The sequence below is a fragment of the Oceanihabitans sp. 2_MG-2023 genome (genome assembly GCF_030547245.1).
GTDB lineage: Bacteria > Bacteroidota > Bacteroidia > Flavobacteriales > Flavobacteriaceae > Oceanihabitans.
This window is the reverse complement of sequence record NZ_JAUOQT010000002.1, coordinates 373,957-387,748: the sequence shown is the minus strand read 5'-3', so window position 1 is coordinate 387,748 and position 13,792 is coordinate 373,957. Positions and strand designations below refer to the sequence as shown.

Below are 13,792 nucleotides of genomic sequence, written 5' to 3'. Positions count from 1 at the left end.
CATAGCATAAATTTAGTTTCTGAATGTTCGTTTTTCGATGTTGTAAAATTCGTGTTTTATTAAGAATGTTTTTTCATCCTAATGGGTGATTTTTTAGAAAACAAGATGTTGTACTTTTGTGTCCTAATGATTAAAAGCAAATGAAATTTTCCTTAATACTCTTTTATTCTTGTATGCTAACTTGTTTCTTGTCTTATGCGCAAGATGCAAAACCAGATGGCTACCAGGATAGTTTGCAATCTGTAATTAATACAAGCACCATTAAAAAAGAAAAAAAAGAAGCTCTCTTTGTATTGGGAGAATATTTAGTGCAACGCGATCCTGAATTGGCAAAAAAAATAGCCAACCAGTTACAAAGTGAATTTATTCTAGAAAAAGATAGTATTGAAATAAGACGTAATAATTACATTTTTGCTGCAAGCAGTAGATGGCATGGGGATTATGCTACAGCGCTTAACTATTATCAAAATATTTATAATTTTTCTAAAACGCATAAAGACGCTTTAGATATTGCAACTAGTGGACATTTTATAGGTACCTTAAATATGTATTTAGGTAATAATGTGGTTTCTCAAAACCATTTAATTGAAGCTGCTAAAATTTACGATAGTATTGGAACTGCCGAGCAAAAAGCTAGAATTAATAATTCGTTGGCTGGTTTTTATATGAATATAGATCAGTTAGAAAAAAGTAAAGAACAATATCTAAAAGCATTGCAGCAGTTCGTAACGTTACAAGATAGCTCCGGAATGGCGGGAACCAATGCTAATTTGGGTTTGTTGTTTACTAAATTAGGTGAATTTGACAAAGCAGAAATGCATTTAATGAAACAAAAAGAACTCAATAAAGTATTTCCTACACTACGAGAAATGGGGTTTCATCATGACTTTTTAGGGCTTTTACGTCAGGAGCAAGGTAGATTAGAAGAAGCGTATTCAGAACATTTTAAAGCATTGAAAATTAGAGAAAACTTAAGCAGTACCTATAATTTATGTGAGTCTAAATTAAATATGGGTGACATTCTTATTAAATTAAAAAAGTATCCCCAGGCGATTTCTCATTTAAAAGATGTGTTTAAATATGACGAGCATGAATCACTATACCAACAACAAACGGCATATCAGCTATTATCGGAAGCTTATGAAAAAAGTGGAAATTATAAAGAAGCTTTAATCGATTTTAAGTCTTTTAAAAAGATTAGCGATTCTATTTACTCTAATGAGTCTATTGAAATTATAGCAGAAAAAGAGGCCTTATATAAAAAACAAAAACAAGATGTTAAAATAGAATTGTTAAATAAAGAGAAGGAAGTTTCTGAAGCTAAATTTTCTAGAACAAGAACAATATCTATTGGTACTTTTATTGTGTTGTTGTTACTAACCATTGCAGTGTTTAGTCTTTATAAAATGTATGATAAAATAAAAACAAAAAATCAAATTATTACCAAAGCACTAAAAGATCGCGAATTACTATTGCATGAAACGCATCATCGTGTAAAAAATAATTTACAAATGATTTCTAGTTTACTTAATCTACAATCTAAATATGTAAATGATGAAAAAGCTTTTGAAGTATTACAAAATGGAAGAAATCGAGTGCAGTCTATGGCGATTTTACACAAAAATTTGTATGCAGGTAAAGATTTAACTTTAGTAAATATTCAAGAGTATTTCGAAGAGCTTGTAAATAGTATATTAAACTCGTACAAAAAAGCAGAAAAGGAAATACAAGTTACTATTCAAGCAAAAGAAATAGACATGGAGATTGAATCTGTTGTGCCTATAGGTTTAATTGTGAATGAATTAATAACCAATTCTCTAAAGCATGCTTTTGAAGGCGAAATAGATGCAAAACCTGAAATTAAAATTGTAATGAATGAATATGCTAACACTTATGAGTTATCCGTTAAAGATAATGGCGTTGGTATTAATGAAGCAATTACCTTAGAAAAATCAACAGAAACATTTGGGCAACGATTAATTAAATCGTTTGTTCAAAAATTAAAAGCTACTCTAAAAATAGATAACAAAAACGGTACGGAAGTGGTATTAAAGATTCCTAAAAAGTTAACGAAGTAAGTTATTTAATAGGTTTATAGTTTCCAGACGTGTATGCGTATTTAGTTTTTCGTAAATATTTTTAACATGTGTTTTTATGGTATTGATACTTATAAATTGATCGTCTGCTAATTGTTGGTTGTTTTTACCATCATATATTCCTTTTAAAACATCAAACTCTTTTTGTGTTAGTGGCGTTGTAACTAGTTTATTAATGACTTCTCTATCCAGTTTTAAAGGAAGAATAAATTTTGAAAAATTATAAAAAGCAATTTCAATACTTGTAAATAATTCTTGCTCATTAAATGGCTTTACGATGTAGCCCATTGGCAAAGTTTGTTTAGCTTGATTTATTATTTCTTTTCCAGAGTAAGATGTTAAATAAAGAAAAGGAATTTTACGGGTTTTATTAATATGTTCTGCAATTTGGAAACCTTCATAATTTCCTTCTAAATTTATATCTAATAAAACAACATCTGGTTTTGTTTTTTCAATGCAATGTAATGCTTCTTCCATATCGTAAGCGATACCAGAAATTTGATAGTTTACACTTGTAAGCATGTCCTTAATATCTTCAGCAATAATAGGGTCATCTTCAATAATTAATATTCGAATAGCTGGCATACAAATTCTATTTCAATTTTAATGTAAATTTATAAAAATGGAAACTAAAGTTATTTGTAATTTATAAATAATTTCTATGTAAAAATATCAAAACCAGTTATTTAGTTTTTTTTTAAATTAAATTATTAATATGTAACACCCTGTTTATCTAAAACCGTTTTTGTTCTAAATGCATAAAATAATAAATAAGCAAAACATAATGCAGCAATCCAATACGAAGATTGAATATTAAAAACATCTGCCAGTTTACCTTGTAGCGGTGGAATAATAGCGCCACCAAGAATCATCATAATTAAAAATGCAGAACCTTGCGATGTGTATTTCCCTAAGCCAGCAATACTAAGTGTAAAAATGCAAGGCCACATGATAGAGCAAAATAATCCGCCAGATAAGAAAGCAAATAATGCAATATTACCTGAAGAAAACAAACCTATTAATATAGCAATAACGCCAAAAAGGCTAAATAGTTTTAATGTTTTTACAGGATTGTCTTTGGCTAAAAAGAAACCAACAATTTGTACCGCAATGCAAATCGCAAAAAAGAAAATTTGATCTAGCGAGTATTTGCCAAAGTTAACTAGTAGAATGACTCCAAAAGCGATGTAAGGTATTATAATTAATAAAGCTTTTTTTAGTCCTTTACTAGGGTTAAAAACTGTTATAGCACCAACCCAACGGCCAACCATTAATCCTCCCCAGTATAGAGAAATGTAAGGCGCTAATTGTCCATCATTTAATGTTGGTAAGCCTAATGCGTTTAAGCTTGTTCCATGTATTGCTTGTTTTAATAATTCGCCTAAATTACTACCTATTGTAACTTCTACTCCAACGTAGGTAAAGATAGCCAGCATGCCTAATACAAGTTGTGGGTATTTCATTGCTCCCCAACCTTCAGCTTTTTTTGAAGAACTTGAGTATGCAAAAACAAGACTTCCAATAACAGCCAATAAAGCAATTATTAATAATATTAATCTTTTGTGTTCTAAAGTTTCCGAAGATACTTCCCCACTTGTGTAAGTGCTAAAAATATATCCAAAACAAGCAATGATTATTATCGTTAAAACGAGAAGAGTATTTTTCGCTTTATTAGCAGGTTCAAAAGCGGTTTCCGATTTTAAAGCAGGTAGTTTTTTTGAAAAATGAAATAAAGCTGCTGCAGCTAAAAACAATAACCCTACACCCATATATAGCCCTTGAATTGTAGTTAGTTTAATTTCGTTATTTTTAATCATAGTAGTTAATTCTTCACCAGATAATGGTGCCGAACCAAAAATTATAAATGCCACTACAATTGGTCCAATGGTAGTTCCAAAAGAGTTTATTCCTCCTGCTAAATTAAGTCTGTGAGATCCTGTTTCTGGATCACCAAGAGCAATTGCAAATGGGTTAGCAGCTGTTTGTTGTAACGAAAAACCTAACCCAACAATAAATAGAGCAATTAAAACAAAATAAAAAATTTGTGTTTGACCTTGTTCGGCTCCCAAAGTTGCAGGAAACATTACAAAAGCACCAACAGCTGAAAGGAGTAATCCATAAACAATACCATTCTTATAACCCCAAGAATTTAGTATGTCTTTTTTTATAGAACTAGATAAAACAAATAAGAATAATGCGCCTAAATAATATGCACCATAAAAAGCAAAATCTACTAATTGCGATTGAAATTGGTCAATATTAAAATAGGTTTTACAAAAAGGTATAAATACACCATTAGAAGCAGCTATAAATCCCCAGAAAAAGAATACTGTAACTAAGGTTGTTAATGCCGATTTGTTGTTTTGATTATTCATATGTTTAATTAATTAGTTGGCTAAATGTAATTAAAATAAGTTTTAAAATTCCTGATTTCTATGGTATGTATTGTTTTTGTATGGTTATTTATTGCCGATTTTAGTCTTTAAAATTAAAATATAACAAGGTTTATTAACACGTTCTTAAGTAGATTTCATTTTTATATAAATTATCTTTGCAAGACTTAATAAACTAAAATGCGATTTATAATTCCTTTTCTTCTAGTTTTTATCCTAGAACTGTATACTTTTTTTGCTTTACGAACATTAACAAAAAACAAAATGATTCTTATTGGTTTTTGGGTGTTGTTTGCTATAATTTGTACGGTGTTTTTTTACCAAATTACTTTTGCAGGAAAAGAGAGTAGGTTTAGTTTAAACACAGGTTATGCTATTGCTTTGTTTTTAACTTTTGTAGTTCCAAAACTTTTTGTGTTTGCCTTTCTTTTTTTGGAAGATATTTTAAGGGTTTTTCAAACACTTTTTAATTATTTTCAACACGATAGTAGTCTTAAAGAGGCTATCCCTTCTCGAAGAAAGTTTATTAGTCAAATAGCGTTAGGTGTTGCAGCTATCCCTTTTGCTGGTTTTGTTTATGGTGTGTTTAAAGGGAAATATAATTTTAAAGTAATAAAACAACAGATTGTTTTCGATGATTTGCCAGAAGCTTTTGATGGTTATAAAATTACTCAAATTAGCGATATTCACTCTGGAAGTTTTGATAATAAAGAGAAAATAGAATATGCTGTTAATTTAATCAATGAGCAGCAAAGTGATGCTATTTTATTTACAGGAGATTTGGTAAACGCTGTTGCGGAAGAAATGCATCCTTGGATAGATACTTTTAATAAACTAGAGGCAAAAGATGGATTGTTTTCGGTTTTAGGAAACCATGATTATGGCTATTATGCTTATAAAACAAAGGAAGAAATAGAAGAAAACCATAGAAAATTAGGAGAGATACATAAGCAAATTGGTTTTGATTTATTGCTGAATGAAAGCCGAACCATCGAAAAGGGGGGTGAAAAAATTAATATTCTTGGTGTAGAAAATTGGGGAGCATCTAGACATTTTCCAAAAAGAGGAAGCTTAAAAGAAGCAACAAAAAACGTTGAAGATAATGGGTTTAATATTTTATTATCTCACGATCCTTCACACTTCGATTTTAAAGAAGTTGAGGTTAATAAAACAGACAGGTACTTGTTGGATAAAGTCTTAGATGAAACGAATATTATTGATTTTGAAAAGAAAATTCATTTAACTTTATCTGGACACACACATGGTATGCAATTTGGTATCGAGATTCCTTTTTTAAATTTTAAATGGAGTCCCGTAAAATATCGCTATCCTAAATGGGCAGGTTTATATAAAGAAGCAGGACAATACCTGTATATTAATAGAGGTTTTGGTTTTTTAGCTTTTCCAGGCCGTGTTGGTATTTGGCCAGAAATTACAGTTATTGAATTAAAACGTGGTACAATTAGTGCATAATTATCAATAAATGTTATATTTAATATAAAATAGTTATTTTTACTATACCATATTTTACCAAAAACTATTGCGTATGTCAAAATTTGGAGAACTTATAGATGTTGAAATCCCTGTACTATTAGACTTTTTTGCAGTTGATGAACAATCTCATGATATGCACGCAGTATTGCGTGATGTAGCTGCTGCTCTTGGAGATAAGGCAAAAGTGATTAAAATAGATGTGCATAAAAATCAAGAACTCGCAGAAGCACTACGAGTGAAGAGTTCGCCTACTCTAATTATCTACAAAAATGGCGAAATGAAATGGAGGCAAACAGGAGAACAAGATTCTGATACACTTATTGGTTTAATTCAAGAGTATGTTTAATTAAGAAATACTTTTAAAAAGATATCCTTTTTTACTAAAATGTTCTAATACCTTAGGCAATGCATATTGCATGTTTTTGGAGGCTTTAATGCTATCATGAAACACAATAATATTTCCAGATTTAGCTTTTGTGATCACATTTTTTAAGCTTGTTTTTCTAGAAATAGAGCTGTCCCAATCTATAGATAGTACAGTCCACATAATTATTTTATATCCAATATTTATTAGTGCTGTTCCTTGTTTTGGTGTTATTTGTCCGTATGGAGGACGAAATAATTTGGTATTAGATTTTATTTTAGAATGAATTACATTTTGAGCAAGTTGTACATTTTCTAAATAATCTATAACCGAAGTCTTCCAACCTTTTACATGATTGTGTGTGTGGTTTCCTATGGTGTGACCTTGCGTTATTATGTCTTGAAATATTTCGGGATGCTTTTCTATATTGTTTCCAATACAAAAAAAAGTTGCTTTTGCATTGTACTGTTTCAATAGGTCTAAAACCCAGTTTGTTATTTCTGGTGTTGGGCCATCATCAAAAGTTAGGTAAATTTCTTTAGTATTAGAAGCTATTTTCCATGTATACTTAGAAAATAGCTTCTGAACAATTAAAGGTGTTTTTACAGGAGTAAAATTCATGTTTTCCAGATCTTATTCTGGTGCTATAACGGTATCTTTTTGATGCAAATCTATGTCTTTTTCTTGTCTTCTTGTCGTTTCATCAGGAATTCCTGCGTTGAAATGATCAAACAGCTGTAAGAAGTTAGTAAAGGTTTTCGCTTCTGTTTTTGCTAATTCATCATCATAATCTAAAACAACATCTACAAGTGCCTTATAGCGCTCAATATCTGTAATAATAAGTTCGCCTAATTCACGTTGTTTACTTTGCTCTAAAGTACTGTAATAGGTTAGGTTTTCTTGATATTTAATACTTACATCTTTAAAGAGTTTTCGTGCTTTTTCTTTTGCATCAACTTCATAATAAGCACTTATATAAGGTTCCAATAAGGTATAGTAACCAAAATAATCTACAGGCATTTTATCCATTGCTAAATCGGCAATTTCTTCGGCTTTATCTGGTTTGTCTTCGTTTATAAATTGCTCTATTAAACGTGCTAGATTTCCTCTATAGGTAATGGAGTTTGTTCTAGTTTCAACGTCATGATAAATGTCTGGACTGTTGCTATTTCCCCAATCCCATTTTTTAACAATGTTATACATTTTTTCACTATCTACTCTTCCCATGTCAAAAGGGTTTGCTCTGTCTACAGGAGTTTTAATAGGTGTTAATTTATAGCACATACCATCTAATTGAAGGTAATCTTTCATCCAGATGTAATCATCTTCAGCAAAAGCACCGCCAGTAAAGTAAATAGGTCTTTTCCAATCGTTGTAGGCAACAATATCTAGCATTAAAAGACGGTTTTTATAAAGTGCACCATCTGTAATTTTAATTTGAATATGATCTTCAATTTTTTCAGCGTCCTTCGCTTTTACAATTCCATGTTTTAAAGCATTCTCTTTGTTTACAGGAATAACAACATCTTCTACAGGGAAATAATTTGAGTTTACTAATTGACTTGGGTAATCATTAGGGTTTTCTTGTTGTTGTTGTAAAATATATTTAAATTTAGTTTTTGGGTTTTCACTTCCAATAAAATCTAAAAAATCTTTAATCATCATAGTGTCTTGAGAAATTTGTCTTTTCATCACATAATCTCGAGTACCATGTTTGTATTGGTCGTGTGTAAAATGTGATGGAATTGGGTCACTGTCATAGGCTTTACGTTTCATTTGGTCTATATACCAATCGGTTTGAAAAAGACTGGTGTTAACCACACGAACATCTGTTCTGTAACCTTCAATTTCTTGTGCATACCAAAGCGCAAAAGTATCATTATCTCCAATAGAGAATAGAATAGCATTTTCATCACAAGAGTCTAAGTACATCTTGGCCATTGCTTTAGCTGTATATTTTCCGGATCTGTCATGATCATCCCAATTGTTTGCGGCTAAAATTCCTGGAACTAAAATTAAGCAAATCAATGTGATTCCTGGGGCTAGCATTTTTGAGGATGCATACTTTTTGAGCGCATCATAAATTGCATAAACGCCAAAACCAATCCATAAAGCAAATACATAGAATGATCCAACTACAGAGTAGTCTCGTTCACGAGGTTCAAATGGTCTTACATTAGTGTATACTTGAATTGCTAATCCTGTAAAAAGGAAGAACACAAGCATGGTCCAAAATAATTTTTTGTCTTTATTAAAAAGAAAGAACAAGCCAATTAACCCAAGAATTAATGGAAAGAAGTAATACGTGTTTCTAGCCTTATTGTTTTTAATGTCTCCAGGTAGGTTTTCTTGCGATTGATCTAAGTGCCAAGAGTCGATAAAATTAATACCACTAATCCAGTTTCCATGGTTGTCATATTCGCCTTGCATATCATCTTGTCTTCCTGTGAAATTCCACATAAAATAACGCCAATACATGTAACCTAATTGATATTCAAACATGTAAACAATGTTGCTCATTAAGGAAGGTTTTTCAATGTCAAGATATTGTGGGCCAAATTGCTTTAAAAAATTATTGTAATCTTCATAATCAATTAACCCTTGAGATAAATCTGATCGAAAATCTGAAATAGATTTACGCAATTCATTTTCTAATTGGTATTCTGGTTTTAGTTTAAAATCTAAAATACCAGTAAACATTAAGTAGTTTTCTGCATTTTCTGCACTCCACATTCTTGGCAGAATAGAAGCGTGCTCATGATTATAGTTTTGCTTCGCTTTTTTGTAATCGTTTACAATTACATATTCTCCCTTTGCTAAGTCTTTTTCGTATTTAGGTTTGTCGTCTACGTAAGGTTCAATTGTATCTAAACCAGAATATTGATCTGTAAATTGTGGACCATAAAACAAGTGTGTTTCTGGATATTGTTCTAAGTTATAATAGGCTAATAGTTCTCTAGCACTAGAGGGGTTATTTTCGTTAATAACCACATTTGCATTAGCTCGAATAGGAAGCATGGTCCAAGAAGAAAAACCAATAACTATAAATGTCAAGCATAAAATACCTGTATTTAAATGCTTGTAATTTTTCTTTCTGGTGTATTGTAATCCAAAATAAACTAATGCAATTAAAAGTAATGCGGCAATAATAGATCCAGAATTAAAAGGAAGACCGATTGAGTTCACAAAGAAAATTTCTAAAACACTAAAGAATCTTAAGATGTTAGGTGCTAAAAGTTTAAATATAAAAAGAAGAATTGCAACAGTAACAATGTTAGCAACTATAAAACTTTTGACAGTAATTTCTTTGTAGTTTTTAAAATAGTAAATAAGCCCGATTGCAGGAATAGTAAGTAACCCCATAAAGTGTACACCAAATGAAAGTCCAATTGTAAAAGCAATTAAAATTAGCCAGCGGTTACCTCTAGGAGCATCCATTTCTTGTTCCCAGCGTAAGCCTAGCCAAAATAAAATAGACATAATTAAAGTAGCCATAGCATACACTTCTGTTTCTACAGCGTTAAACCAAAAAGAATCTGTAAATGTGAAAGCTAAACTACCAACAAGAGCAGAACCTAAAATAGCTACAGATTGATTTTTGCTTAACTCGGTATTATTAGCAACTAGTTTTTTTAGTAGAAGACTAATGGTCCAGAACATAAATAAAATAGTAAAAGCACTAGATACAGCACTCATCATATTCATTAGTAATCCAATTTGTGAAGGTTCTAAAGCAAATATCGAGAAAAAAGCACCAAGCATTTGAAATAGTGGCGCTCCAGGAGGATGTCCTACTTGTAATTTTGAAGCAGTTAAAATGTATTCGCCAGCATCCCAAAAACTAACTGTAGGCTCAACAGTTAGGCTATATGTTATTAAAGCTATTAAAAAAGAAAACCAGCCTAAAATGGTGTTCCATTTTTTAAAATTGAATTGTTTCATGTATCTATCTTGTTAACATGGCGAATTTAATAATAAATATGAAATGAGCATAGATTTTAAGGTTTTCATAACTAAATTGCTAAAGATTATGGGCTAAATTACAGAAGTGAAATATCGGTTATATTAGTGTTTTAAAAGAAAGATGAAATTTTAATTTTTTTTCTTTAAAAAAGTTTGCTCAAATAAAACTTTGTGTTAAATTTGCAATCTCGTTTTGAGATATTGGCCCATGGTGTAACTGGCAACACGTCTGTTTTTGGTGCAGAAGAGTCTAGGTTCGAGCCCTAGTGGGCCAACATTAATTAAATTAATCCTTACTTTAAATAAGTAAGGATTTTTTTGTTTTTAGTATATGGTAAGCTAGAAATTAGTGCTTAGCGCACAGTTATAAAGAGCTAATAAAAAAGACTTTCTTTTAGTGAAATCCTTTTTGTTTCAATGATTTGTAAATTATATCTTAAAAGTAATTACAGGGCGTTTAGCATGATTTACAAGATCCTCGCTAATACTTCCGTTGAAAAAATGTGCAATTCCTTGTCTACCATGTGTGCTTATTCCTATTAAATCTGCACCAATAATGTGCGAAAAATTTAAAATTCCTTTTTCTACAGATTCGTCATTAAAGATGTTGATCTTATAATTAGTAAAGTCATAGTCTTCAATAAATTCTAAGATTCTTGTGTTGGCTGTAGCGGTAGTTGTAAATCTATTTGGTGTATTAACAAATAATAAATGGATTTTAGAATTAAAAAGTTGAGCAAACTCAATCGCTTGTTTGTAAGTCTCCTTACTGTCATTCTTAAAGTCTGAAGCAAATACAAAATCATTCACAGTAAAATTTTTATGATCATTTTTAATTACAAGAACTGGAACATCAGAAGAACGTACTACTTTTTCTGTATTCGAGCCAATAAACATTTCTTTTAAGCCACTAGCTCCATGGGAGCCCATTATTATCATGTCAACATTGTTTTCTTTGCAGGTTTTTTTTATTCCATCAAAGGTTTGATGAAAGTTAACGGTTTCATGTACTGTTATTCCTTTTAAAAAATCTTGCTCTAAAATTTCTTCAAATTTTTTGTGTGCCAATTTCATAAAAAACATTGCTTCTGGGATGTTTCCTGCTGTATCTCCTCCAAGTTCAGGTATTTGATTTAAAGGTAAATCTAGCATATGAAGTAAGAAGATTTCACCATTATTTTTTTTTGCAAGTTGCGCAGCAACTTCAAGAGCGTAATTTGCTTGATCTGAAAAGTCTGTTGGTACAAGTATTTTTTTCATAATATTTATAAAATTTAGTTTAGAGGAATAGCTTCTTAAATTTAAGAAATATAAATGACATTTTTTTGCTTTGAGAAATTTTTATGGGTTTTTTATAAAAAAAGAACCGCTTCATTTATATGTAACTTACTTTCTTTTAACTTATTTAGTTTCGTTTCTGTTCGATTTAGAATAATTAAAAGTAAAATGGATAGTGGCATTGAGGGGATACTTTATCAACTAAATAGATTCGTGTTTTTTCTGGTTGATTTTTTAATGTAAAAATATATTTTAAAAAGTTGAAAATTCATAAGTTATAGAGGTTAAAGAGAACAAGTGATCATTTGTAATTGTTAATGAGAGCGATTAGAAAGTAGTTTTGATTTTTGAAGAAAAAGAAATTCTTTAAATTATAACTATTGTTGTTTCAACAACTTTTGCAATTCAAGATAAAAATTGTATATTTGCAGCGTTGAAACGAAAAAGAAAAAGATGAGGGGACGAAAAGTCCCCTCTTTTTATACCAAAAAATGTTTAAGAATACAGTACAAGACTTGTTAGAAGCTGGTTTAGAAGAAAAACCGAATCTTTTCCTTATAGAGTTTTCTATAGCACCAGATAACGCAATAAAAATAATTTTAGATGGCGATAATGGCGTAACTGTAGAAGATTGTATCTTTATAAGTAGAGCTGTTGAAAATAATTTAGACAGAGAAGAAGTAGATTTCTCCATAGAAGTAGCATCTGCAGGAGCAACCTCTCCTTTGTCACATAAGCGTCAGTACATCAAAAACATTGGTAGGTCTTTAGAAGTTAAAACAAAAACAGAAAATATAGAAGGGAAGCTTACAAAAGCTACCGAAAATGAAATTACTTTGCAATGGAAAAGCAGAGAGCCTAAACCAGTAGGTAAAGGTAAAGTAACAGTCCAAAAACAGGCAGATATTGCCTACGAAAATATTGTAGAAGCAAAAGTTATGATTAAATTTTAATTTAAAGGAGTTATGGAAAATCTTGCATTAATTGATTCTTTTTCAGAATTTAAAGACGATAAATTAATAGATCGTGTAACCTTAATGGCTATTTTAGAAGATGTTTTTAGAAACGCCTTAAAAAAGAAATTTGGAGATGATGATAATTTTGATATTATTATTAACCCAGATAAAGGGGATTTAGAAATTTGGAGAAATAGAATTGTAGTCGCAGATGGTGAAGTAGAAGAGCCAAATCAAGAAATATCGTTAACGGAAGCACAAAAAATAGAACCAGATTTTGAAGTTGGTGAAGATGTATCCGAAGAGGTAAAGTTAATAGACCTTGGGCGTCGTTCCATATTAGCATTAAGACAAAACTTAATATCTAAAATTCACGAACACGACAATACTAATATTTACAAGCAATTTCAAGAATTAGTAGGCGAAATTTATACAGCAGAAGTTCACCATATTCGTCACAGAGCTGTAATACTTTTAGATGATGAAGGAAATGAAATTATCTTACCAAAAGATAAGCAAATCCCTTCCGATTTTTTCCGTAAAGGAGATAACGTAAAAGGAATCATTGAAAGCGCAGAGTTAAAAGGAAACAAGCCAGCAATAATCATGTCTAGAACTGCACCAGCATTTTTAGAAAAATTATTTGAGCAAGAAATCCCAGAAGTTTTTGACGGTTTAATTACAATTAAAAATGTTGTGCGTATTCCTGGCGAAAAAGCAAAAGTAGCTGTAGATTCTTATGACGATAGAATAGATCCAGTAGGAGCATGTGTAGGTATGAAAGGATCTAGAATTCATGGTATTGTTCGTGAATTAGGAAACGAAAATATAGATGTAATTAATTACACAAACAATTTACAATTGTATATTACAAGAGCATTAAGTCCAGCTCGAGTAACATCGATTAAAATTGATGAAGAAAACAAAAGAGCAGAAGCAATTTTAAAACCAGAAGAAGTAAGTAAAGCTATTGGTCGTGGAGGACACAACATACGTTTAGCTGGAAAACTAACGGGTTACGAAATTGACGTATTTAGAGAAGGAGCAGAGGAAGATGTAGAATTACGTGAATTCTCAGATGAAATTGATGGGTGGATTATAGAAGAATTTAGCAAAGCAGGACTAGACACAGCAAAAAGTGTACTAGAACAAGACGTTGCAGATTTAGTGAAACGTACAGATTTAGAAGAAGAAACAATAAACGAAGTTGTTAGAATTCTTAAAGCAGAATTTGAAGACTAACACATT

General features: G+C 30.8%; 10 protein-coding genes and 1 tRNA gene. 6 read left to right on the top strand and 5 right to left on the bottom strand.

Features of this window, described 5'->3' with window-relative positions:
* The first annotated feature begins 140 nt into the window (after positions 1–140).
* Positions 141–2,078: a histidine kinase dimerization/phosphoacceptor domain -containing protein gene (locus Q4512_RS05655; RefSeq protein ID WP_303422669.1), complete on the top strand. Its 1,938-nt coding sequence runs from the start codon at positions 141–143 to the stop codon at positions 2,076–2,078.
* Here Q4512_RS05655 and Q4512_RS05650 read toward each other — a convergent pair.
* Both Q4512_RS05650 and Q4512_RS05645 read right to left on the bottom strand, forming a co-directional pair.
* Positions 2,067–2,681: a response regulator gene (locus Q4512_RS05650; protein ID WP_303422666.1), complete on the bottom strand. Its 615-nt coding sequence runs from the start codon at positions 2,679–2,681 to the stop codon at positions 2,067–2,069. The two genes, Q4512_RS05655 and Q4512_RS05650, sit on opposite strands and share 12 nt — an antisense overlap.
* A 125-nt stretch (positions 2,682–2,806) precedes the next feature.
* Positions 2,807–4,471, bottom strand: a complete 1,665-nt coding sequence (locus Q4512_RS05645; protein ID WP_303422664.1) for an MFS transporter — start codon at positions 4,469–4,471, stop codon at positions 2,807–2,809.
* A gap of 198 nt (positions 4,472–4,669) precedes the next feature.
* Here Q4512_RS05645 and Q4512_RS05640 point away from each other — a divergent pair, with 198 nt between their 5' ends.
* Positions 4,670–5,962, top strand: coding sequence for a metallophosphoesterase (locus Q4512_RS05640; RefSeq protein WP_303422661.1), 1,293 nt, complete (start codon positions 4,670–4,672; stop codon positions 5,960–5,962).
* Positions 5,963–6,035: 73 nt separating this feature from the next.
* Positions 6,036–6,329: a co-chaperone YbbN gene (locus tag Q4512_RS05635; protein WP_303422658.1), complete on the top strand. Its 294-nt coding sequence runs from the start codon at positions 6,036–6,038 to the stop codon at positions 6,327–6,329.
* Here the strand turns inward: Q4512_RS05635 and Q4512_RS05630 are convergent, their stop codons facing one another.
* Positions 6,330–6,968 (bottom strand): polysaccharide deacetylase family protein, encoded by a 639-nt coding sequence (locus tag Q4512_RS05630; RefSeq protein WP_303422655.1) that lies wholly within the window; start codon positions 6,966–6,968, stop codon positions 6,330–6,332.
* Positions 6,969–6,980: 12 nt separating this feature from the next.
* A complete protein-coding gene (locus tag Q4512_RS05625; protein WP_303422653.1) occupies positions 6,981–10,289 on the bottom strand; it encodes a DUF2723 domain-containing protein in 3,309 nt (1,102 codons plus the stop codon).
* 223 nt (positions 10,290–10,512) lie between these two features.
* On the opposite strand from Q4512_RS05625, the gene Q4512_RS05620 reads away from it, so the two are divergent.
* Positions 10,513–10,585 (top strand) — tRNA-Gln (locus tag Q4512_RS05620).
* 154 nt (positions 10,586–10,739) lie between these two features.
* Here the strand turns inward: Q4512_RS05620 and Q4512_RS05615 are convergent.
* The gene (locus Q4512_RS05615) at positions 10,740–11,570 is read right to left on the bottom strand and encodes a universal stress protein (protein WP_303422651.1); all 831 of its coding nucleotides are present in this window, start codon (positions 11,568–11,570) and stop codon (positions 10,740–10,742) included.
* Between the two features lie 509 nt (positions 11,571–12,079).
* Between Q4512_RS05615 and rimP the strand changes: the two genes are divergently transcribed.
* Positions 12,080–12,541, top strand: coding sequence for a ribosome assembly cofactor RimP (gene rimP / locus Q4512_RS05610; protein ID WP_303422648.1), 462 nt, complete (start codon positions 12,080–12,082; stop codon positions 12,539–12,541).
* A 12-nt stretch (positions 12,542–12,553) separates the two neighbouring features.
* The gene (gene nusA / locus Q4512_RS05605) at positions 12,554–13,786 is read left to right on the top strand and encodes a transcription termination factor NusA (protein WP_303422645.1); all 1,233 of its coding nucleotides are present in this window, start codon (positions 12,554–12,556) and stop codon (positions 13,784–13,786) included.
* Positions 13,787–13,792 lie beyond the last annotated feature (6 nt).